Source organism: Enterobacter cloacae complex sp. 277I4, from assembly GCF_050031465.1.
Classification (GTDB): domain Bacteria; phylum Pseudomonadota; class Gammaproteobacteria; order Enterobacterales; family Enterobacteriaceae; genus Enterobacter; species Enterobacter cloacae.
On record NZ_JBLGWC010000001.1, the window covers coordinates 188,886 to 212,085 of the forward strand.

At 55.0% G+C, this 23,200-nt stretch carries 19 protein-coding genes and 1 pseudogene; 10 read left to right on the top strand and 10 right to left on the bottom strand.

From position 1 onward, the window contains the following. Positions 1-38: 38 nt before the first annotated feature. The 3 genes from ACQG19_RS00910 to yiaK form a co-directional block, all read right to left on the bottom strand. The gene (locus tag ACQG19_RS00910) at positions 39-965 is read right to left on the bottom strand and encodes a DUF4862 family protein (protein WP_246932250.1); all 927 of its coding nucleotides are present in this window, start codon (positions 963-965) and stop codon (positions 39-41) included. Positions 966-1,116: 151 nt separating this feature from the next. Continuing rightward, on the bottom strand, positions 1,117-1,584 hold the full coding sequence (locus ACQG19_RS00915; protein ID WP_222168970.1) for a YhcH/YjgK/YiaL family protein: 468 nt from the start codon (positions 1,582-1,584) through the stop codon (positions 1,117-1,119). Between the two features lie 10 nt (positions 1,585-1,594). Further along, positions 1,595-2,593 carry a 3-dehydro-L-gulonate 2-dehydrogenase gene (yiaK, locus tag ACQG19_RS00920; RefSeq protein ID WP_013094954.1) on the bottom strand — a complete coding sequence of 333 codons (999 nt, stop codon included), beginning with the start codon at positions 2,591-2,593 and terminating at the stop codon, positions 1,595-1,597. A 225-nt stretch (positions 2,594-2,818) separates the two neighbouring features. Between yiaK and yiaJ the strand changes: the two genes are divergently transcribed. Together yiaJ and ACQG19_RS00930 are read left to right on the top strand one after the other, a co-directional pair. Next, positions 2,819-3,637, top strand: coding sequence for an IclR family transcriptional regulator YiaJ (gene yiaJ / locus ACQG19_RS00925; protein ID WP_013094955.1), 819 nt, complete (start codon positions 2,819-2,821; stop codon positions 3,635-3,637). Positions 3,638-3,640: 3 nt separating this feature from the next. Next, a complete protein-coding gene (locus tag ACQG19_RS00930; protein WP_013094956.1) occupies positions 3,641-4,096 on the top strand; it encodes a 4Fe-4S dicluster domain-containing protein in 456 nt (151 codons plus the stop codon). A 4-nt stretch (positions 4,097-4,100) separates the two neighbouring features. Here ACQG19_RS00930 and avtA read toward each other — a convergent pair whose 3' ends face one another. Both avtA and ACQG19_RS00940 read right to left on the bottom strand, forming a co-directional pair. Next, positions 4,101-5,357 (bottom strand): valine--pyruvate transaminase, encoded by a 1,257-nt coding sequence (avtA, locus tag ACQG19_RS00935; RefSeq protein WP_013094957.1) that lies wholly within the window; start codon positions 5,355-5,357, stop codon positions 4,101-4,103. 194 nt (positions 5,358-5,551) lie between these two features. Next, positions 5,552-7,582, bottom strand: coding sequence for an alpha-amylase (locus ACQG19_RS00940; RefSeq protein ID WP_246932248.1), 2,031 nt, complete (start codon positions 7,580-7,582; stop codon positions 5,552-5,554). A 314-nt stretch (positions 7,583-7,896) separates the two neighbouring features. Here ACQG19_RS00940 and ACQG19_RS00945 point away from each other — a divergent pair, with 314 nt between their 5' ends. After that, on the top strand, positions 7,897-8,721 hold the full coding sequence (locus ACQG19_RS00945) for a protein bax (protein WP_014830204.1): 825 nt from the start codon (positions 7,897-7,899) through the stop codon (positions 8,719-8,721). A gap of 37 nt (positions 8,722-8,758) precedes the next feature. On the opposite strand, the gene xylR is transcribed toward ACQG19_RS00945, so the two are convergent. The 4 genes from xylR to xylF all read right to left on the bottom strand — a co-directional run bounded on the left by xylR (position 8,759) and on the right by xylF (position 13,736). Continuing rightward, positions 8,759-9,937 carry a D-xylose utilization transcriptional activator XylR gene (gene xylR / locus ACQG19_RS00950; RefSeq protein ID WP_426725815.1) on the bottom strand — a complete coding sequence of 393 codons (1,179 nt, stop codon included), beginning with the start codon at positions 9,935-9,937 and terminating at the stop codon, positions 8,759-8,761. 33 nt (positions 9,938-9,970) lie between these two features. After that, positions 9,971-11,152 (bottom strand): xylose ABC transporter permease XylH, encoded by a 1,182-nt coding sequence (gene xylH / locus ACQG19_RS00955; protein ID WP_020686536.1) that lies wholly within the window; start codon positions 11,150-11,152, stop codon positions 9,971-9,973. Further along, positions 11,130-12,671, bottom strand: a complete 1,542-nt coding sequence (locus ACQG19_RS00960; RefSeq protein WP_013094962.1) for a xylose ABC transporter ATP-binding protein — start codon at positions 12,669-12,671, stop codon at positions 11,130-11,132. The genes xylH and ACQG19_RS00960 overlap by 23 nt, the downstream gene beginning before the upstream one ends. A 72-nt stretch (positions 12,672-12,743) precedes the next feature. Then, positions 12,744-13,736, bottom strand: a complete 993-nt coding sequence (xylF, locus tag ACQG19_RS00965) for a D-xylose ABC transporter substrate-binding protein (protein ID WP_013094963.1) — start codon at positions 13,734-13,736, stop codon at positions 12,744-12,746. Positions 13,737-14,106: 370 nt separating this feature from the next. Between xylF and xylA the strand changes: the two genes are divergently transcribed. From xylA to ACQG19_RS00985, 4 genes and pseudogenes are all read left to right on the top strand, one after another. Next, positions 14,107-15,429 (top strand): xylose isomerase, encoded by a 1,323-nt coding sequence (gene xylA, locus ACQG19_RS00970; RefSeq protein ID WP_014830210.1) that lies wholly within the window; start codon positions 14,107-14,109, stop codon positions 15,427-15,429. Between the two features lie 59 nt (positions 15,430-15,488). Continuing rightward, complete coding sequence (gene xylB, locus ACQG19_RS00975; protein ID WP_246932246.1) at positions 15,489-16,943, top strand: xylulokinase; 1,455 nt, start codon at positions 15,489-15,491, stop codon at positions 16,941-16,943. Between the two features lie 103 nt (positions 16,944-17,046). After that, complete coding sequence (locus ACQG19_RS00980) at positions 17,047-17,586, top strand: isochorismatase family protein (RefSeq protein ID WP_013094966.1); 540 nt, start codon at positions 17,047-17,049, stop codon at positions 17,584-17,586. Beyond that, positions 17,586-18,506: pseudogene (locus ACQG19_RS00985) on the top strand (GlxA family transcriptional regulator). Before ACQG19_RS00980 ends, ACQG19_RS00985 begins: the two are co-directional and overlap by 1 nt. On the opposite strand, the gene ACQG19_RS00990 reads toward ACQG19_RS00985, so the two are convergent. Continuing rightward, positions 18,499-19,494, bottom strand: a complete 996-nt coding sequence (locus ACQG19_RS00990; protein ID WP_029882714.1) for an acyltransferase — start codon at positions 19,492-19,494, stop codon at positions 18,499-18,501. The pseudogene ACQG19_RS00985 and the gene ACQG19_RS00990 overlap by 8 nt on opposite strands. 183 nt (positions 19,495-19,677) lie before the next feature. Between ACQG19_RS00990 and ACQG19_RS00995 the strand changes: the two genes are divergently transcribed. From ACQG19_RS00995 to glyS, 3 genes are all read left to right on the top strand, one after another. After that, positions 19,678-19,983, top strand: a complete 306-nt coding sequence (locus ACQG19_RS00995; protein WP_023620070.1) for a YsaB family lipoprotein — start codon at positions 19,678-19,680, stop codon at positions 19,981-19,983. A 160-nt stretch (positions 19,984-20,143) separates the two neighbouring features. Next, positions 20,144-21,055, top strand: a complete 912-nt coding sequence (gene glyQ / locus ACQG19_RS01000; protein WP_003860141.1) for a glycine--tRNA ligase subunit alpha — start codon at positions 20,144-20,146, stop codon at positions 21,053-21,055. Positions 21,056-21,064: 9 nt separating this feature from the next. After that, entirely contained in the window at positions 21,065-23,134 is a 2,070-nt protein-coding gene (gene glyS / locus ACQG19_RS01005) for a glycine--tRNA ligase subunit beta (RefSeq protein WP_222168966.1), read from the top strand. Positions 23,135-23,200: the final 66 nt, after the last annotated feature.

The following is a 23,200-nucleotide window of genomic DNA, read 5'->3' on the forward strand; positions in this document are numbered from 1 at the left end:
ATCTCAGTGTAGGTAACCGGAATAAGATTTTTTTATTGTTATTGCGTTGCTTTTTTCATTTGGCTAATGCCGTCTCGCAAAATAGCGATGCGATGGCTGATATCAGCATTAGCATTTATTTCCAGTAATTTGATACCGGAAAATTTCAATGTTGCGGCGCTCGCCGCAGTAAAGAGTGCTTTTGCATGTTCAGTGGTCAGCAAACTGTCGGCACAGTACGATGAAAACGGTGCGTGCAGATCCTGCCATTCACCGTACTCTCCGCGGATGGTGGTGCCGGAGAACATTAGCGCGGCCAGTTTTCCGGCCTGAAGGGCGGTCTGAACGTGCTCAACCGGAAGCGTGGTGTTGCGCCCTTCAATGGCTGAGCGCGCCCAGTTAATACAGATGCTGATATCTGTCTCTTTTGTCACCTCCAGCACCTGCTCTAAGGGTAAAAATCCCTTACGCGGTGCGGGACCGGTCATGGCATCGCAGTGTTCAAGCACCAGATCGCAGGACCAGTCCCAGCCCGCGATTTCACGAATGGAACGGGCGAACGCCTCGATAGCCTGCTCGACTGAAGCATTGCCCGCCTGCGGTGCGGCCTGCATCTCCAGGGCAATAACTTTCCCGGGAAAACGGGCGTTAACCGCAGCAATCTTCTGCTGCAGATGGCGGTAATATTCCACACACGCTTTACGCTGTTCTTCGTCAGCAGACGCCAGCCCAAATGCGCCATTGGTGCCACGGCGACGCATGGTTTCCATCACTGCCGTGACGACGATTTGCCAGTCTCCCGGCGTATGGCGGAACAGCCATTCATCCCCATAAGGATGGAGATGTTCAAGGCAGGGTTGTTCCAGCCCACGGATGTGAGGTGTATCGGAAAGCTCCCGCCAGAAGGCCTGTTCTTCTTGTTCCCCTTTCTGGTGAAACGAGGGTGCGCAGGGGTACGCACCAATAATAAAACCGGTGTTGGTCATTTCGCGTTCCTGTATTTATACCCGTCATACTTCAAGTTGCATGTGCGTTGGCTGCGCTCGTTCACCCCAGTCACTTACTTATGTAAGCTCCTGGAGATTCACTCTCTTGCCGCCTTCCTGCAACTCGAATTATTTAGGGTATATCAGAAAATTAATCTAATTCGCTGATTGCCACTTTCACCACAATTTTGCGAATTGCAGTTTCCTTGTTTTTAATACAGGCAGGACGGTGTACATCCTGCGGGAAAAATATGGCATAACTGCCAGGTACCATTTCAATGAACGACTCATTTTCACTGTTGTGATAAAAAATAATATCCCGTTGTTCCAGTAATGATTCGCTGATGTTGTTATTTCCGGTATCGATAGCAATACCGATTTTTTCTTCACCCCACGCCAGAAATTGAATATCAAGATAGCGGCGATGCACTTCGGGGCGATTTTCGTGCTGTTCCCGGGTGGTGAGATCAAGCACCTGGGCAAAGATGTTGTGTCCCTCAATTTCAACGACACCCGGCTTTAGCATGCTGAAATCCGTGGTACGCAGAAAATCTAACGCTTTTTCAATCGCCCGCGGCAGGCGACACGGATTTGGCTGTGAAATATGTCCGAATATCATGGCCCACTCCTTACAGCGCCTGGATTTTCGCCCACACGCTGTCATCAATGGTGATGCCGTTGCGGCGGTTCTCTTCAAGCAGTCGCGTAAATTCATGCCCCGGCAGACGGACAGCGACGTTTTCGTCTGCCCGCTCGGCGGTGGTGATGAAGTCCATAATACGCTGCAGTTTGGCATCGCGGGTTGGGCCGTCGATCAGGCGGTCGACCTCGATGGCGATAAAGATCTGCGACACGCCATACTCGTCGCTGTTGTCCTGGGTAACTTCCGCCACGGAGGAGCCGTTAGAGAGCAGGGTGGCGATCATATCGAGCACAATCGATAAGCCGGAACCTTTCCAGTAGCCCATCGGCAGAATGCGGCGGTTTTTCTCAATCACGCCAGGCTCTTTGGTCAGATTGCCCTCGTCGTCGAATCCGCCGTCGACCGGTAACGTGCGTCCGGCCAGTCGGTTCACTTCCAGCATGCCGTAGGAGAACATTGACATCGACATATCGACCATGGTGATTGGGGAGGAGGGGATCGCCACGATCAGCGGGTTGGTGCCGATGCAACATTCTTTTGACCCCCACGCGGGCATCACCGCAATAGAGTTGGTCCAGCAGATCCCGATGTAGCCCTTCTCTGCGGCTTGCCAGCCGTAGCTCCCCCCGCGCATCCAGTGGTTAGCGTTACGCAGCGCAACCAGACCGATACCGTGATCGGAGGCCAGTTCAGTAGCGCGATCCATCATTTTTTTCGCCGTCAGGTTACCGATGGCGCGTTGGGCATCCCACTGTTCGATGGCCCCTAATGTGGTCACCCGTTTTGGCTGGGCATCAGGAATGATGTCGCCCGCGTCCAGTTGCTGAATAAAACGCGGGAAGCGGTTCACGCCGTGGGAATAGACGCCAGATTCCGTGGTGCGGGCAAACATCTCCGCGCAGGCATCCGCCGTTTCTGCTTTTACACCGCGATCGAGCAGAACCCGATTGAACGCTGCTTTCAACTCTTCGAATGTCACTTTCATCCCTGTTCTCCTGTTCTTCGTAGGGGCAAGTGCGAGTGCTTTTTTATCGCTAAATTTCACTATGCGAAATCTGATTTCAAATATAGCGATCAAATTTTGCCAGATCAACGACATTCATGATTTTCAAAATCGATTAAAATCAAATGGTTGTGTTTTTTCTGTTGAGATCGTGAACTGAACCACACTTTGCGCTACCATCAGGGCGCGATAAAAAGGAGCCATGGGATGAGCATGAAAGAGAGCGACATGACGCAAGAAAAAGAGAGGCCAGCAGGTAGCCAGAGCTTGTTTCGCGGTCTGATGCTGATTGAGATCCTCAGTAACTATCCGAACGGCTGTCCTCTGGCCCATTTATCGGAACTGGCCGGGCTGAATAAGAGCACCGTGCACCGGTTACTGCAGGGATTGCAGTCGTGCGGGTACGTCACCCCGGCACCGGCGGCGGGCAGCTATCGCCTGACCACCAAATTTATCGCCGTCGGGCAAAAGGCGCTGTCGTCGCTGAATATCATCCACGTGGCTGCTCCGCATCTTGAGTCGCTGAATATCGCCACCGGCGAGACGGTGAACTTCTCCAGCCGCGAAGACGATCACGCGATCCTGATTTATAAGCTTGAGCCGACCACCGGTATGCTGCGCACGCGCGCCTATATCGGCCAGCATATGCCGCTTTACTGCTCGGCAATGGGCAAGATCTACATGGCATTCGGTCACCAGGACTATGTGGCGAGCTACTGGGAAAGCCACCAGGATCAGATCCAGCCGCTGACCCGCAACACCATCACTGAACTGAGCGCGATGTATGACGAGCTGGCGGAAATCCGCGAGCACAGCATGGCGATGGACAAAGAAGAGAACGAGCTGGGGGTCTCCTGTATCGCGGTGCCGGTGTTTGATATTCATGGCCGCGTGCCGTATGCGATCTCAATTTCGCTGTCGACCTCCCGCATGAAGCAGATTGGCGAAAAAAATCTGCTTACACCTCTGCGTGAAACGGCGGACGCGATCTCCAGAGAGCTGGGTTTTAACGTGCGCGAGGGATAACAGATGAACCGGTTCATCATGGCGGATTCGGCAAAATGCATCGGCTGTCGCACCTGCGAAGTGGCGTGTGTCGTGTCGCATCAGGACGCCATCTCAACAGACGCCTTTACGCCCCGCATTCGGGTAGTCAAAGGGGACGCTTTCACCACGGCGGTGGGTTGCCATCAGTGTGAAGATGCCCCTTGCGCGAATGTCTGCCCAACGCAGGCGATTCGCCGTGGCGAGGGAGCCTGGCAGGTTGAGCAGGCACGGTGTATTGGGTGTAAACGCTGTATGGTGGCGTGCCCGTTTGGGGCGATGCAGGTGCAGTGGGCAGGAGATACGCTTCAGGCGCTGAAATGCGATTTATGCGCGCACCGCGCGGACGGACCGGCCTGTGTGGAAGCCTGTCCGACCCACGCGCTGAGCTGTGTCGATCCCGCCAGATTACGCACCGAGCGGTTGCGTCATCTGGCGTAGGTTCTTACTGGACGTCTTCGCGCCAGGCGAATTCGATCTCTTCGGCGAGAATTTTCACTCCGGCTTCGATTTTTTCCGGATCGGGCACGTAGTTCATGCGCATACATTGATGCGTATGCGGCCACGGCTTGTCCAGCCCCGGGAAGAAGTAATCACCCGGCACCATCAATACGCCTCGCTTCTTCAGGCGCTGGTAAAGCAGCTCGGTGGTGATCGGCAGATCTTTAAACCACAACCACAGGAAAATCGCCCCTTCAGGTTTGTGGATCAGGCAGCGTTCTTCCGGTAAATAGCGGCGAAGTATGGCAATCGTCTCCTGAACGCGCTGATAATAGAACGGCTTAATCACGTCATTAGACAGGCGCAGCAGATCGTTGCGTTTAATCATTTCGCACATCATCGCCGGGCCAATACCGCCAGGAGAAAGGCTGATAATGCCGTTCATGTTGGTAATGGCGGTGATGATTTTTTCATTGGCGACGATGATCCCGCAGCGGCTGCCCGGCAGGCCGAGCTTGGAGAGGCTCATACACAGGACGATGTTCGGGTTCCACAGCGGGCGTGCTTCGCTGAAGATAATGCCCGGGAACGGCACGCCATAGGCGTTATCGATCACCAGCGGGATGCCATGCTGATTTGCCAGCGCATCCAGTTTCATCAGCTCGTCGTCGGTGATGACGTTGCCCGTTGGGTTGGTTGGACGTGATACGCAGATCATGCCCGTCTCTTCACCAATGTGCAGATGTTCAAAATCGACGTGGTATTTGAACTGACCTTCCGGCAGCAGCTCAATATTCGGGCGGGCAGAGACGAACAGATCCTCTTCCAGACCGGAATCGGCGTAGCCGATATACTCCGGTGCCAGCGGGAACAGCACTTTTTTGGTGGTGCCGTCGGCGCGACGTCCTGCGAAAAGGTTAAACAAGTAGAAAAACGCGCTCTGACTGCCGTTTGTCAGTGCAATATTCTGCGGTTCGATATCCCAACCCAGCTCTTCACGCAGCATGTCGGCGAGGAGTTTCAGCAGTTCGGTTTTACCCTGAGGGCCGTCGTAATTGCAAAGCGCATCGGTTGCTTTGCCGTTTTCCAGCATCTGAGCGAGCAGCGTCTGGAAATAGGTATTCATCTCCGGGATTTGAGCCGGGTTTCCGCCGCCGAGCATGATGGCGCCCGGTGTGCGCAGCCCGTCGTTGAGGTCCTCCATCAGGCGGGTAATGCCTGAATGGCGGGTAAATTTGTCGCCGAAAAGTGAAAACGTCATAGCAGGTGATCTGTCGAGCTTGTTTTGAAAGTGGGTAACCATAACGCTAGCACCGTGCGGGTGCAAATCGGCTGGTGTGGTCGGATTTGTGGTTTTATGTGGCGGGTGTGGATTTTTGTAGTGAATAGTTCTGGTGAGTGCCCCTCACCCCGACCCTCTCCCGGTGGGAGAGGGAGAAAACCGCGGTGAGGGGGCTATTGGTTCCCCGCCCAGACGACCATGACCTTATCGCCATCATGTTCACGTACGAATCCATACCCCTCTTTCAGCGAAAGCGTGGTTTGCTTGCCTTCACCTATCGCCGGATGGCGGGCGCGGAACTGACCCAGCGTTTGCCAGTGGGCGACGGTTAACGCCTGTTTGCCCGTCACATCCTGCCAGTTCATATCCGAGCGTGTTCCCTGCAGAGGGTCGGAACCCGTCGGCCCGAACGGACGCTCTGATTCATCCCCATAATAGATTTGTACGCTGCCTGGCGCTAACAGCAGCAGTTCTGCCGCGCGCTGGCCCCCTTCGCGGAACAGGCGGGTGTCATGCGAAGAGAGATAGCTCAGAACATTAAAGCTTTGCAGTTTTTCCGCCATCTGCTGCCAGGTCAGATCGATATCGGCCAGGCAGTTCACCGCTTTTGCCGCCTGCTCCTGATAATCGAAGTTAATCATCGCATCGAAGCCGTGGCGGTAATAATCGCTCTGCATGACCCCGTGGCCCCAGGATTCACCCGTCATCCAGAACGGCGCATTGTCGAGTTTTTTGTCCGGGTGAGCACCTTTCCAGGCCGCCAGCGCCTGGCTTGCCTGGTCCTTCAACTGCTGCCAGGCCGCCAGCTCCACGTGTTTTGCCGTATCAACACGGAAACCGTCAATGCCATACTCGCGTACCCACTGGCTGAGCCAGTGGGTCAGGTAATCGCGCGGGGTGTATCCCGGGATAGCTTTTGCCTGGGTATCGGGCTTGTGCTGATAGAAGTTTGGCAAACCGGACGGCGTGGTGGATTCCGTTTTCAGGTCGGGTAAAAACGCCAGTGACATGGTCAGGTCGTCAAAGCCCGGGTTGTCGTAATCGCCAATATCGGTGCGGATCCATTTTTTACCCCACCATTTTTCCCATGCGGCTTTATCGCTGAAGTTGATGTAATCATTAAAGCTGTGCCAGCTTTGTCCCGTGCCCGGCTTCCAGTCGGTCCAGCGTTCACCCAGCGTCTTCTTCAGCTCATCACCCTGCAGATAGAGCGCGCCAAACTGGTACTCCTGCATGTCGGCAAGCGTTGCGTAGCCCACATGGTTCATGACGATATCGAACAGAATGCGGATGCCGCGCTTGTGCGCTTCATCGACGAGATGACGTAAATCATCTTCGGTGCCCATGTTGGCATCAAGCCTGGTCCAGTCCTGCGTGTAGTAGCCATGGTAGGCATAGTGGGGGAAATCCCCTTTAGTGCCACCGCCGACCCAGCCATGGATCTGCTCCAGCGGGGAGCTTATCCAGAGCGCGTTTACCCCCAGTTGCTGCAGATAATCAAGCTTGCTCGCAAGCCCTTTCAGATCGCCGCCGTGGAAAGTGCCAATCTCCTGCATGCCGTCTTTGTGGCGGCCATAGCTATTGTCATTCGTGGGGTCACCATTCACGAAGCGGTCGGTCAGCACGAAATAGACCGTAGCGTTTTGCCAGCTAAACGGCGCGGGTTTGTCGGTTTCGGCGCGCTCAAGCAGCAGCAGGCCGTTGCTGTTGGCGGCAGGCTGAAGGGTAATTTTTCCCTGCTGCACCGTCGCGGTTTGTTTGCTGTAGAAATCTCGCACCACGGAGCCTTCCGGGAAGGTGTTTCCCACCTCCAGCGTCAGGGGTTTTCCATCCCATTTTGGGCACTGGCGGATAACGTTTGCCACCGGTTGTTCTGCTGCGCTCTTGATGGTCAGCATCAGGGTTGGCGTGCCGGAACGGGTATCGACACGCATCTGGTACTCTCCGTCGCGGAACAGACGCCACTGCGGCGGCGTGCCGTCACACGGTTTGAGTGACAGCATCTCGTTGAGTTTTATCGCTTCTGTTGGCTGCCAGCACGTGTTGTCAAAACTCACTGTCAAAGGACGCGTACCCTTCGCAAGCTTTGCCTGGCTGGTGAACATTCCGGTGCCTCCGGCGCTGAACGCGTTAAATCCCGGCGATGACCAGTCAGCGTGTGCCAGTGCGGGTAACATCAGAAAAGCTACGGCGGTGCGTTTCATTCCATCTTCCTGTCGCGGCATTTTTGACCAGTGTGCCATCAGGTGAGGCGTAAAAACTCATCCCCCGGCGCTTTCTACAAGGATGACGCGAGAGGATGAGTGATCCCGCGCAAAATTAGGCAGTTATCTGCGAGATCGCACACAAATTTTCAGAATTGATGCTTAAGTGAGCACGTTTCAGGTGACATAGTTTCGGAATTGGACTATTTCTATACGTGCTCTTGAAGTCTATTTTTGATATGATTTGAGATTCCGCTCTCAAATTTGTGAAAAAAATAAGGTGTTGGAATGTTTATATCCGACCAGGAGACCTAATGATATCGACTCCCATTCGACGATATGGGGCCGCGATACTCATGTTACTCACCACGACATTTTCGGGTGGGGTGCTTGCAAAGACGCACACGGATACAACGAGTAAGAAAGCCCACGTAATAAAGACGACAAGCAGTAAGGTTAGCAGTAAACAAGAGTATTCTCGCAATAGTGCAAAGAGTAGTTCACTTCCTGATTTGCGAAAATACCCTTCCGGAACACCAAGGAAAAAAGCGTTTCTCCGGACAGTAATGCCTTACATCACAAGTCAAAACGCCGCGATTACGGCAGATCGTAACTGGTTGATCGCCAAACAGTACGATAGCCGCTGGACGCCGTCCGAGCGCGCGCGCCTGAAAGATATCGCAAAGCGCTACAAAGTGAGCTGGAACGGTAACACCCGTCGTGTGCCGTGGAACTCGCTCCTTGAGCGTGTCGACATCATCCCGGGCAGCATGGTTGCGACAATGGCTGCAGCCGAAAGTGGCTGGGGCACCTCGAAGCTGGCGCGCAACAACAACAACCTCTTCGGCATGAAGTGCGTGAAGGGGCGTTGTAAAAATGCGCCGGGCAAGGTGAAGGGCTACTCGCAGTTTGAATCGGTGAAAGATTCAGTAAATGCCTATGTGGTAAACCTGAACACCCATCCGGCCTACTCGTCGTTCCGTAAGTCACGCGCACAGCTGCGTAAAGCGGATCAGGAAGTGACGGCCAGTACGATGATCCACAAGCTGAAAGGTTATTCCACCCAGGGTCAGCGCTATAACAACTATCTGTTTGCGATGTACCAGGATAACCAGCGACTTATCGCCGCCCATATGTAATCCCAATAACGCCTTCCACTGGAAGGCGTTTTCTTTTCTACATCATGACTTCGCTGTGGCGTTCCCGATACTCTTTCGGCGTGTTGTCATACTCTTTACGGAACACCGAATAAAAATACTGCAGCGACGGATAGCCGCACATCTGCGAGATTTCGTTGATCGACAGCGACGTGGAGATGAGCAAACTGCGCGCTTTCTCCAGCTTCTCTGCGTGAATGACCGCATGAATGGTTTCGCCCACTTCCTCTTTAAAACGCTTCTCCAGATTTGAACGGGAAATACCCACGGAATCCAGCACCTGATCGACCTTGATACCTTTGCAGGCGTGGTTGCGGATAAAGTGCATCGCCTGAATGACTGCCGGGTCGTTTAAGGAGCGGTAATCCGTTGATCGACGTTCTACCACGCGGACCGGGGGAACCAGCAGGCGCTGAAGCGGCAGGGATTCGTTATCCAGCAGACGATGGAGTAATTTTGCGGCCTGATATCCCATCTGTCGGGTGCCCTGCGCCACTGAGGAGAGAGCCACGCGTGAAAGGTAGCGGGTCAGCTCTTCGTTATCGATGCCAATCACGCACAGCTTCTCCGGCACCGGAATGTGCAAATGTTCGCAGACCTGCAATACGTGGCGCGCACGGGCGTCCGTCACGGCAATAATGCCGGTTTGCGGCGGCAGCGTCTGCAGCCAGTCAGCCAGACGGTTTTGCGCGTGCTGCCAGTTTTCCGGTGCGGTTTCCAGCCCCTGATAGACCACGCCGCGGTACTTCTCCTGGGCGACAAGCTGACAAAAGTCGTGTTCGCGCTCAACGGCCCAGCGCTTGCCGCTGGAGGCTGGTAAACCATAGAACGCAAAGCGATGGACGCCTTTCTCCTTTAAATGCAGAAACGCGCTTTCGACCAGCGCATGGTTATCGGTGGCGATATAGTGGACGGGAGGATAGTGCTCGGGCGAATGGTAAGAGCCGCCGACGCCCACAATCGGGACGTCGACGTCAGTCAGTAATTGCTCAATGACCGGGTCGTCATAGTCAGCGATGACGCCATCGCCCAGCCAGTCTTTGATGTTCTCGAGTCGGGTGCGGAAATCCTCTTCGATAAAGATATCCCACTCAGATTGCGACGCCTGCAAATATTCACCAACGCCCTCTACCACCTGTCGGTCGTAAGCTTTGTTGGCATTGAATAACAACGTAATGCGGTGACGCTTTTCAAACATGGCTCGCTTCCCAAATAAGTCACAATACGGTTATCAGGTACGCCGCTTGGTGGCAGAGTCCATCCAGACTGCCAGCAAAAGAATGGCCCCCTTGACGATATACTGCCAAAACGTCGGGACGTCCATCATACTCATCCCGTTATCCAACGAAGCCATGATAAATGCCCCCATCACCGCGCCCGCCACGCTGCCGACACCGCCTGCGAGGCTGGTACCGCCAATGACGCAGGCGGCGATAGCATCCAGCTCGGCAATGTTTCCGGCAGACGGGGAACCCGCTCCGAGACGCGAGCTGAGGATCAACCCGGCGATAGCAACCATCAGGCCGTTGATGGCAAAGACCGCCAGTTTGGTGCGCTCTACGTTAATGCCTGACAGACGGGCGGCCTCAAGGTTACCGCCGATGGCGTAAATACGGCGGCCAAACGCGGTGCGCGTGGCCATAAACATGCCGCCCAGCAGCAGGAGGGCCAGCAGGAGAACTGGCGTAGGCACGCCGCGATAGTCATTCAGGAGCCAAATCGCGCCGAGCACGATCACCGCAGTCAGTGCCTGACGTCCCACCACGGATGTTGATGGAGAGGAGGCCAGCCCCAGCGACTGACGGCGCATACGGCCACGCCATTGCCAGGCCACGAACGCCAGCAGCCCGACCACGCCGATGGTAAAGCCCACGCTGTCGGAGAGGTAGCTCTGACCAATCTGTGACATGGCGGCGCTGGTGGGAGAGACGGTGGTGCCGTTGGTGATGCCAATCAATACGCCGCGGAAGGCCAGCATTCCTGCCAGAGTAACAATGAACGACGGGACCTTCCGGTAGGCAACCCACCAGCCGTTCCAGGCACCCAGCACCAGACCTAATACCAGCGTCACCGCCACGGTCAGCGGCAGCGGCCAGCCGAGCCAGACGTCAAAAATGGCCGCGACGCCGCCGAGCAGGCCCATCATCGACCCCACCGACAGGTCGATTTCCGCCGAAATAATGACGAAGACCATGCCCACGGCCAGAATGCCGGTGATGGCAGTCTGGCGCAGCAGGTTAGAGACGTTACGCGCGCTCAGGTAGGAGCCATCGGTCATCCAGGTAAAAAACAGCATGATGGCGATAATGGCCGCGATCATCACGAATACCTGCAGGTTCAGCGCTTTTAACCCCGCGAATGCGCCGGGCGTCTGAACAGCGACTTTGATATCAGACGGATTGCTTTTCGACATGACGTTCGCTCCTTAAAGCGGCTTCCATCACCTGCTCCTGCGTCAGGTTCTGGTTAATCAGATTGGCTTTCAGTTTGCCCTCGTGCATGACCAGCACACGGTCGCTCAGGCCGAGCACTTCGGGTAATTCAGAGGAGATGACAATGACGGCGATCCCTTGCTGTACAAGCTGATTAATCAGTTTGTAGATTTCGTACTTTGCACCGATATCAATGCCGCGCGTCGGCTCATCCAGGATCAAGATGCGTGGATTGAGGAGCAGACAGCGCGCCAGAATGGCTTTTTGCTGGTTGCCTCCGCTCAGGCGCCCAATGGCCAGTTCCGGTGAGGATGTTTTCACTTTGAGGCGGGCGAGAGATTGCAAAATGCACTGCTGCTCTGCGGCATCATCAAGGCTGCTCAGCGCGCCGGAGAACTGATCGAGTGCCGCGAGCGTGATGTTTTTACCCACCGCCATCACCGGCACGATGCCGTCTTTTTTGCGGTCTTCCGGCACCATGGCAATTCCGTGGGCAATTGCCTGCTGGCAGTTGTCGATTTTCACCGGCTTGCCATCAATATAAACCGTGCCTTCCCAGCGCCCTGGCCAGACGCCGAACAGGCACTGCACGGCTTCAGTACGTCCGGCGCCGACGAGCCCGGCAACACCGAGAATTTCACCCCGGTGCAGGGAAAAGGAGATGTTGTTTACGCGTTTGATATGGCGATTTACCGGGTGCCACGCGGTCAGGTTTTCTACGCGTAACACTTCATCACCCGTTGTGTGAGGTTCATTCGGGTAGAGCGCCGTCAGTTCGCGGCCCACCATCATGGTGATGATGTCATCCTCGCTCATGCCTTCGGCTTCGCGTGTGCCGATGTGTTGACCATCGCGGATCACGCAGATGGTGTCCGAAATGGCTTTGACCTCGTTGAGTTTGTGAGAAATGTAGATGCAGGCGATACCGTGATTTTGCAGATCGCGGATGATATCCAGCAGGACGGCCGTTTCCTGTTCGGTGAGAGAGGCCGTGGGTTCGTCGAGGATCAGCAGCCTGACCTGTTTGTTCAGCGCCTTAGCGATTTCAACCAGCTGTTGCTGCCCCAGACCCAGGTCTCCCACGCGGGTATCCGGCGAAATGGCCAGACTGACCTGCGCCAGCAGTTTTTCACAGCGTAGCGTCATGGTGTCGTAATCCAGCACGCCGTGGCGCGAAATTTCGGCCCCGAGGAAAATGTTCTCCAGCACGGTGAGATGCTTCACCAGCGCCAGCTCCTGGTGAATGATGGCGATACCCTTACGTTCAGTATCGCGAATGTGGGTGGCCTGAATGACCTCGCCGGCAAAGACAATTTCACCTTCGTAGCTGCCATGCGGATAGATCCCGCACAACACTTTCATCAGCGTCGACTTACCCGAACCGTTTTCGCCGCAGAGCGAAACCACTTCACCAGGATTTAGCCGCAGGCTCACGTTATCGACCGCTTTCACCGCGCCAAAACGCTTGGTGATGCTCTTCATTTCAAGTAAATAAGGCATAACTGCTCCACATGACCCGAGGTAAAAACAGTACAAGTCGATGCGCCCCCGCAGGGCAGGGGCTGCGCTGGATTACAGTTCACTCTTCTTGTGGAAACCGTCTTTGATAACGGTGGCGTCAATGTTCTCTTTATTGACTTCAATTGGCGTGAGCAGGCGTGCCGGCACATCTTTCAGACCGTTGTTCAGCGTCGCGTCGGCTTTCGGTTGTTTACCGTTCCCCAGCTCTACGGCGATCTCTGCAGCCGTGTTGGCCAGTTCAGTGATGGGCTTATACACCGTCATGGTCTGGGTGCCCGCAATGATGCGTTTTACACCGGCGAGATCCGCATCCTGGCCTGAAATGGCCACTTTCCCGGCCAGCCCCTGCGCGCTCAGCGCCTGAATGGCACCCCCGGCGGTGGCGTCGTTGGAGGCGACGACGGCATCAATTTTGTTGTTATTCGCGGTTAGCGCGTTTTCCATAATTTTTAGCGCGTTTTCAGGCAACCAGCCGTCCGCCCACTGATCGCCAACCACTTTAATCTTGCCGCTGTCGATATACGGCTTGAGGACTTTCATCTGACCTTCGCGGAACAATTTGGCGTTGTTATCCACCGGTGAGCCGCCCATCAGGAAATAATTGCCCTGCGGCACTTTATCGACCAGGCTTTTTGCCTGCAGTTCGCCCACTTTTTCATTGTCGAACGAAATATAATAATCAATGTCCGCATTATTAATCATGCGGTCATACGCCAGAACTTTAATCCCTTCTTGCTTCGCTTCTTTCACGACGTTACTTAATACCTGGCCGTTATAAGGGATAATGACCAGTACATCAACGCCACGGTTAATCATATTCTCAATTTGCGACATCTGCGTTTCTTCGTTGCCATTTGCAGACTGCACAAACACACTTGCGCCAAGTGATTCCGCTTTTTTTACAAAAATATCGCGATCTTTTTGCCAGCGCTCCAGACGCAGGTCGTCAATCGCCATGCCAATTTTGACCTCTTTGGCATGTCCTGCAAAGCTTGCAAGGAGGAGAGTAGTGCAGAGCGTTAGGGTAAGGTTCTTTATCTTCATAATTATTAGGCCTTTTGTAGGGGTATGTGTTGCTGAGATAAAAGAAACATTCACTGCTTAGACGCAGCAAATTTTTAACGCGGAAAGGCGGGCTGGCAATTACAGATTTTTATCTTCTCATTACGATATTTGGTTTATTTCTGAATTTATGACCGCGATCGGATTTTAAAATACGTAAGGTCTTAATTACATTTGATTATGGAATCTGCGCCGAAAAATAGTTTGCTTGCGCATTATTTTGCGAGCCAGCGCACAGTTGCGCATTCTCTCAATAGCAGTGTGAAATAACGTAATTGAGCAACCCAAAATGTCTATTCACTATTACTCCTGTATCAACGACTCGCCGCATACCCTGATTATGGAGCTCAATATGCAAGCTTATTTCGACCAACTCGATCGTGTTCGTTACGAAGGCCCGAAAACGACCAATCCTTTAGCATTTCGTCACTACAACCCGGATGAGCTGGTGCTGGGTAAGCGCATGGAAGATCATCTGCGCTTTGCCGCCTGTTACTGGCATACCTTCTGCTGGAACGGCGCCGATATGTTCGGTGTGGGTTCCTTTGACCGCCCGTGGCAACAGCCGGGAGAGGCTATCGAGCTGGCGAAGCGCAAAGCGGATGTGGCATTTGAATTCTTCCACAAGCTGAACGTGCCGTATTACTGCTTCCATGACGTGGATGTGTCGCCGGAAGGCGCATCGCTGAAAGAGTACCTGAACAACTTTGCGCAGATGGTGGATGTGCTGGCGGCGAAGCAGCAGCAAAGTGGCGTGAAGCTGCTGTGGGGCACGGCTAACTGCTTCACGAACCCTCGCTATGGCGCCGGGGCAGCAACTAACCCGGATCCAGAAGTGTTTAGCTGGGCCGCCACGCAGGTCGTGACCGCAATGAACGCCACGCATCAGTTGGGCGGCGAGAACTATGTTCTGTGGGGCGGACGTGAGGGTTATGAAACCCTGCTGAATACCGATCTGCGTCAGGAGCGCGAGCAGATTGGCCGCTTCATGCAGATGGTGGTTGAGCATAAGCATAAAATCGGTTTCCGCGGCACGCTGCTGATTGAACCGAAGCCACAGGAACCAACCAAGCACCAGTACGATTACGACGTCGCGACCGTGTACGGCTTCCTGAAGCAGTTCGGCCTGGAAAAAGAGATTAAAGTTAACATTGAAGCCAACCATGCCACCCTGGCGGGCCACTCTTTCCATCACGAAATTGCGTCTGCCATTGCGCTGGGCATCTTCGGCTCGGTAGATGCTAACCGTGGTGATGCGCAGCTGGGCTGGGATACCGACCAGTTCCCGAACAGCGTGGAAGAGAATGCGCTGGTGATGTATGAAATCATCAAAGCGGGTGGTTTCACTACCGGCGGCCTGAACTTTGACGCCAAAGTGCGTCGTCAGAGCACCGATAAATACGATCTGTTCTACGGCCACATTGGCGCGATGGATACCATGGCGCTGGCGCTAAAAGTCGCTGCGCGCATGATTGAAGACGGTGAGCTGGATAAACGTGTCGCGAAGCGTTATAGCGGCTGGAACAGTGAGCTGGGCCAGCAAATTTTGAAAGGCCAGTTATCGCTTGCGGAAATCGCGAAGTACGCTGAACAACATCAGCTGGCGCCGCAGCATCAGAGCGGACACCAGGAACTGCTGGAAAATCTGGTTAATCACTATTTGTTCGACAAGTAAAAACGTAGGCCCGGTAAGCGGAAGCGCCACCGGGCATTTCTGTCAAAGGAGCCACCACAATGTATATCGGGATTGATCTTGGCACATCGGGTGTGAAAGCCATCCTCTTAAGCGAGCAGGGTGACGTGTTGGCAACGCAGACTGAAAAACTGCAGGTTTCGCGTCCGCATCCGTTATGGTCGGAACAGGATCCGGAGCAGTGGTGGCAGGCGACGGATCGCGCAATCAAGGGGTTAGGTGAACAGCACAGTTTGCGTGAGTTCACCGCGCTGGGTATCGCCGGACAGATGCACGGCGCTACGCTGCTGGACAGCCAGCATCGTGTGCTGCGCCCTGCGATCCTCTGGAACGATGGCCGCTGTGCGGAAGAGTGCGCGCTCCTGGAAGAGCGAGTGCCTGCGTCCCGTGACATCACCGGCAACCTGATGATGCCCGGCTTCACCGCGCCGAAGCTTCTCTGGGTGCAACGCCATGAGCCGGAGATTTTCCGTCAGGTGGCGAAGGTCTTACTGCCAAAAGATTATCTGCGTTTTCGCATGACGGGGGATTTTGCCAGCGACATGTCCGACGCCGCTGGCACCATGTGGCTCGACGTGGCGAAACGCGACTGGAGCGAGGCGATGCTGGATGCCTGTCATCTCACCCGTGAGCATATGCCCGCACTCTTTGAAGGCAGCGAAATTACCGGCACCTTACAGTCCGCCATAGCGGAACGCTGGAATATGCCTGCTGTGCCGGTGGTGGCTGGCGGCGGGGATAATGCGGCGGGCGCCGTGGGTGTCGGCATGGTTGATGCGGGCCAGGCCATGCTGTCTCTCGGCACCTCTGGCGTCTATTTTGCCGTCAGCGACGGATATCGCAGCAACCCGGAAAGTGCGGTGCACAGTTTTTGCCATGCGCTGCCAGGAAAATGGCATTTGATGTCGGTGATGCTCAGTGCAGCTTCTTGCCTGGACTGGGCGGCGAAGCTGACCGGGATGGCCGATGTTCCGGCATTGATTACCGCAGCACAGCAGGCGGATGAAAACGCTGGTACCGTCTGGTTTTTACCGTATCTCTCCGGTGAGCGTACACCGCACAACAACTCGGAAGCGAAAGGGGTATTTTTTGGCTTAACCCATCAGCACGGTCCTGCGGAACTGGCGCGTGCGGTTCTGGAAGGCGTGGGCTATGCGCTGGCGGATGGAATGGACGTGGTGCATGACTGCGGCCTGAAACCAGCAAGCATCACCCTGATCGGCGGCGGCGCACGCAGCAGCTACTGGCGCCAGATGCTCTCTGATATCAGTGGATTGCAGCTGGACTATCGTACCGGGGGCGATGTGGGCCCGGCGCTGGGTGCCGCGCGGCTGGCGCAGATAGCCATGAACCCGGACAAACCGCTTTCGCAACTGTTGCCACAGCTTACGCTGGAACAGGCTCATCTGCCCGACGCAACTCGCCACGCGCGATATGCTGAAAGGCGCGATGTGTTCCGCAAAATTTATCAGCAGTTGCTGCCGCTGATGTCATAAGCGTGATTGTCTGTCAGAGGCACGAGGATGTCCTTTTTTGGTCTGTCCGCGTGCCTGTTTCCTCGCCAGTATGTATTTATACCCACTGGCGAGGAGCACCATCATGTCACGTATTGCATTAATCAATATCGATACCCAACAGTCTTTTCATCACCGCGATTACTGGCAGGAGCAAGATGTTCCGGCCTTTGAGCAGGCAATGCTGGGGCTGACAGAAGGCTGCCAGTCGCGCGGTATTCCCGTCGTCGATATTTTCCATGTGGATGAAAAAGGCCCTTTCTCACTGCAAAGCGGCTATGTCAAACCGATGGCCTTTTTACGTCATCAGCCGGATGTGGTTTTCCAGAAACATGTTCATAATGCCTTCACGGATACGGGCCTGGATCGCTGGCTGCGCGAGCGTGATATCAACCAGCTGATCCTATGCGGTATTCGTACTGAACAGTGCTGCGAAACCACCGCACGGGTGGCATCCGATCTGGGTTATGCTGTGACCTTTGTTAGCGAGGCAATGCTCACGTTTCCTATGACGTACAAGGGCGTAACCCTTAGCGCTGCGGAAATTCGTCATCGTACCGAAACGGTACTGTCAGGGCGATTTGCCGCGATTAAAACGGTAGCGGAGACGCTGGAGTCACTGTAATGCGTATCGACGTTTGGTTCGTTATGTTGCCCGGGGTGTTGTCATTAGACATGACCGGCCCGGCAGAAACCTTTGTCCTGGCAGGCGATGCGTTTCGTCTGCATTACATTGGCCCGCAACCTGAGGTGCAAACGTCGATTGGTTTGATGATGAGCGGTATCGCGCCATTACCGGAAAGGCTTCCGGAAGGGAGCCTGCTGGTTCTGCCTGGTGTAAGCGACTCCCGCGTTCAGTTTTCTACGCCGCAGGCGATGCAGATCCAGCACTGGCTGATGCGCCTGCAGCCAGCTATTCAGCGTCAGGATATCACCGTGATGTGCGTCTGCTCAGGGGCTTTGCTGGCAGCAAAATCAGGGCTGCTGAACAACCGGCAGTGCACAACGCATCATGAGGTTATCGGCCGTTTACGCGTTGCCGCCCCCACGGCGACGATCAAAGAGAACCGGATATTCGTGCAGGATGAGAATGTCTGGACCAGCGCAGGGATCACCTCGGGTATCGACCTGGCGCTGCATATGATTAACCGTCTGTGCGGGCCAGAAAAGGCGCTGGCCGTGGCACGCGAGATGGTGGTCTGGTTCCGCCGGTCCGGGGACGATCCGCAGCTATCGCCATGGTTACGCTATCGCAATCATCTTCATCCGGCTATCCACCGTGCTCAGGATGCGCTCACCGCAGACCCGCAAAAAGCGTGGAACGTGCCGGATATTGCCGCGCTGGCGCATGTCAGCCCGCGCCATTTAACCCGTCTTTTCCAGACGCATTTGGGGATAAGCGTTCGCGATTACCTGGAGCAGTTGCGTCTGGCGGTGGCGGAGCAGTAGCTATTGCAGGGGCGCGGCGTGGAGCAGGCCTCACTGGCGGCAGGGTTTTCCTCCCCGCGCCAGTTTCATCGGGCCCGACAGCGCGTCGTTAACTGACGAAGCGGCGGGTGTCTAGCTTCTGTAGCAGCATCGACAGCAACAGGCTCACGACCAGTGTGGCGGAGAAAATCCAGACGATGTCCAGCACTGGCCAGCTTTTGAGTTCAACGCCTCTCGTGCGTAGTGCGTGGATCACCAGCGCGTGAAAACCATAAATCCCCAGCGAGTGCCGCGAGATAAAACCCAGCACGGGAAGAGGGCGCGCGTTCAGGGTGTTCTTAACGAGCGTCAGCAGGGAAACGGCACAAATGAAGACCATCGGCCCGCAGTACAGGTACCAGGTATCGGCAAAATTGCCGCGCCATTGCAGCTCATGCAGCGTCCCGCGTGAAATGATAATCACCCCGATGATAAACAACGCGCCACATAGCCAGCTGATACCCCGCTTTTGGGTATCCATCATCCCGATGGCGCGCCCCAGCATGCCGTAGAGCACGTAGTAAAACGTATCGCCATTGATGTAGAGGTTTACCGGTAGCCACTCAAAACCGTCGATTTTCTGTGAGACGGTATTCGGATTGGCGATGATGCCTATCACCACCATCAGCGCCAGAAGCATCTTTCCGCTGACGTTTTTTACCTGAATCAACGGTGATACCAGGTAGATAACGATAATGGCGAAGAAAAACCACAGGTGGTAAAACACCGGCTTTTGCAGCAGATATTTGAGTGACAGGCCGGGGCTAATGGAGGTAAACAGCGTGATGTAAATCAGCGCGACGGCGCTATAAAACCCGAGACACGCGGCGATACGAATAAAATGTCGCGGTTGTGCGCTACGCTCGCCAAAAAAGAGAAAGCCGGAAATCATAAAGAACAGCGGAACGCTGACACGCGACGCGGAGTTGAGAATATTCGCGACATCCCAGTTAACAGGGCTGATACTGTGTGCGTTCGTAACATACCAGGTCGTCGTGTGGATCATCACCACCATCAGACACGCTATTCCTCGCAGATTATCAATCCAGCTAATTTTTGACTGCATCAGTTCCTCTTTTTCCCTGTAAATAGAGTGTGACTGCTATTGTGTAAAAGTCTTTCCTTGGAAAAATCTGAGTTTTATAACGCGGACTTGTCTGGCCATCGCGAGATTCGCAGAATGCCAGACCGTAATCTATAAAAGCTTTGCTACTAAAAATAACAGCCACTGACCGGGTCGGTAATAAAAATGATGATGAAGCGTGTGGGGTCACTCTTTCTGCTGGTGGTACTGGCCGGATGCAGTACGCCTCAGGAAGCACCTGCGCAAAAAGCGCAGCAGGGCAAAATGAGCCCGGAACGTTCGTTGAATATGGAACAGTTGTGTAAAGATCAGGCGGCTCACCGCTATAACCTGGATACCCAGAAAATTGATGTCACCGGCTTTGAGCGTTTTCAGGGCAGCTATGAGCTTCGGGGCCATACCTCTCGTAAAGAGGGCTTTGTCTGCTCGTTTGATGCGGACGGCCAGTTTTTACATCTCTCCATGCGCTAATCTGCTCGCATAATCGACAGCCAGACGCTCGCCGCGTTCTGGCTCGAACGCTTATTTCCCAATTTTCCCTAAACAACCCCGTTTCGTACTGTATATCTTGCAGCCAGCGGGTATACTGGTCCCTTCCATTTAAAACCACACGTATCCAGCACGAAATACTATGCAAAAGTTTGATACCAAGACCTTCCAGGGCCTGATCCTGACCTTACAGGATTACTGGGCTCGCCAGGGCTGCACCATTGTTCAACCTTTGGACATGGAAGTCGGCGCAGGCACCTCACACCCGATGACCAGCTTACGCGCGTTGGGGCCAGAGCCAATGGCGACTGCTTATGTGCAGCCTTCCCGTCGTCCGACCGATGGCCGTTACGGCGAAAACCCAAACCGTCTGCAGCACTACTATCAGTTCCAGGTGGTCATTAAGCCATCGCCAGACAATATTCAGGAACTGTACCTTGGGTCACTGAAAGAGCTGGGTATGGATCCGACCATTCACGACATTCGTTTCGTGGAAGATAACTGGGAAAACCCAACGCTGGGTGCCTGGGGTCTGGGTTGGGAAGTGTGGCTGAACGGCATGGAAGTGACCCAGTTTACCTACTTCCAGCAGGTTGGCGGTCTGGAATGTAAGCCGATCACCGGTGAAATCACCTACGGTCTGGAACGTCTGGCAATGTACATTCAGGGCGTGGACAGCGTTTACGACCTGGTCTGGAGCGACGGCCCGCTGGGTAAAACCACTTACGGCGACGTGTTCCATCAGAACGAAGTGGAACAATCCACCTATAACTTCGAATACGCGGACGTGGACTTCCTGTTCACCTGCTTCGAGCAGTACGAGAAAGAAGCGCAGCAACTGCTGGCTCTGGAGACTCCGCTGCCGCTGCCTGCCTACGAGCGTATTCTGAAGGCCGCCCACAGCTTCAACCTGCTGGACGCCCGCAAAGCGATCTCCGTGACTGAACGTCAGCGCTACATTCTGCGTATTCGTACCCTGACCAAAGCCGTTGCAGAAGCTTACTACGCGTCCCGTGAAGCCCTTGGCTTCCCGATGTGCAACCGAAACAAATAAGAGGCGGCCATGTCTGAGAAAACTTTCCTGGTGGAAATTGGCACCGAAGAGCTGCCACCAAAAGCCCTGCGCAGCCTGGCTGAATCTTTTGCTGCGAACGTGACTGCCGAGCTGGATAACGCTGGCCTGGCGCACGGTAAAATTGAGTGGTTTGCTGCTCCGCGTCGTCTGGCGCTGAAAGTGGCGAACCTGGCGGCGTCTCAGCCGGATCGTGAAGTGGAAAAACGTGGCCCGGCGATTGCCCAGGCGTTCGACGCGGAAGGCAAGCCAAGCAAAGCGGCAGAAGGCTGGGCGCGCGGTTGCGGTATTACCGTTGACCAGGCCGAGCGTCTGACCACTGACAAAGGCGAATGGCTGCTGTATCGCGCTCACGTAAAAGGTGAACGCGCAGAAGCACTGCTGCCAAACATGATCGCCACTTCGCTGGCTAAGCTGCCCATTCCTAAGCTGATGCGCTGGGGCGCGTCCGAAGTACACTTCGTGCGTCCGGTACACACCGTGACCCTGCTGCTGGGCGACACCGTTATTCCGGCGACCATTCTGGGCGTGGCGTCCGATCGCGTTATTCGCGGCCACCGCTTTATGGGCGAGCCAGAGTTCACCATCGACAATGCCGACCAGTATCCGCAGATCCTGCTGGAGCGCGGTAAAGTCATTGCTGACTACGAACAGCGTAAAGCCAAAATCAAAGCCGACGCTGAAGAGGCGGCGCGCAAGATTGGCGGTAACGCTGACCTGAGCGACAGCCTGCTGGAAGAGGTCACCTCGCTGGTGGAATGGCCGGTTGTGCTGACCGCGAAGTTCGAAGAGAAATTCCTCGCGGTTCCGGCAGAAGCGCTGGTATACACCATGAAGGGTGACCAGAAATACTTCCCGGTTTATGCCAACGACGGCAAGCTGCTGCCAAACTTTATCTTCGTGGCGAACATCGAATCGAAAGATCCGCAGCAGATTATCTCCGGTAACGAGAAAGTGGTGCGTCCACGTCTGGCGGATGCGGAGTTCTTCTTCAATACCGACCGTAAAAAACGTCTGGAAGATAACCTGCCGCGCCTGCAGACCGTGCTGTTCCAGCAGCAGCTGGGTACGCTGCGCGACAAGACCGACCGTATCGCGGAGCTGTCCGGCTGGATCGCCCGTGAAATTGGCGCGGACGTTAACCATGCCACCCGTGCGGGTCTGCTCTCCAAGTGCGACCTGATGACCAACATGGTGTTCGAGTTTACCGACACCCAGGGCGTTATGGGTATGCACTACGCGCGTCACGATGGCGAAGCGGAAGATGTGGCGGTCGCCCTGAACGAACAGTATCAGCCGCGCTTTGCTGGCGATGAACTGCCGTCTAACCCGGTTGCCTGTGCGGTCGCGATTGCCGATAAAATGGATACCCTGGCGGGGATCTTCGGTATCGGCCAGCATCCGAAAGGGGACAAAGACCCGTTCGCGCTGCGTCGTGCGGCGCTGGGCGTGCTGCGTATCATCGTTGAGAAGAACCTGAACCTCGATCTGCAGACTCTGACTGAAGAAGCGGTGCGTCTGTACGGTGACAAGCTGACCAATGCCAACGTGGTGGATGACGTGATCGACTTTATGCTCGGTCGCTTCCGCGCGTGGTATCAGGACGAAGGTTACACCGTGGATACCATTCAGGCGGTGCTGGCGCGTCGTCCAACGCGTCCGGCTGACTTCGATGCGCGTATGAAGGCGGTTTCTCACTTCCGTACGCTGGAAGCGGCATCTGCCCTGGCGGCGGCGAACAAGCGTGTCTCCAACATTCTGGCGAAATCTGACGAAACGCTGAACGAGCGTGTGAACGCCGCGACGCTGAAAGAGCCGGAAGAGATCGCCCTGGCGATGCAGGTTGTGGTGCTGCGTGACAAGCTGGAGCCATACTTCGCAGAAGGCCGTTATCAGGAAGCGCTGGTAGAACTGGCGGAACTGCGTGACGTTATCGACGCCTTCTTCGAAAAAGTGATGGTCAACGTGGAAGATAAAGATCTGCGTATTAACCGTCTCTCTATGCTCGAAAAACTGCGCGAGCTGTTCCTGCGCGTGGCGGATATCTCGCTGCTGCAGTAATGTGCCCGCCGGGCATGTACAGGCTAAAAACCCGCTTCGGCGGGTTTTTTTATGGCGTGCGGGTGA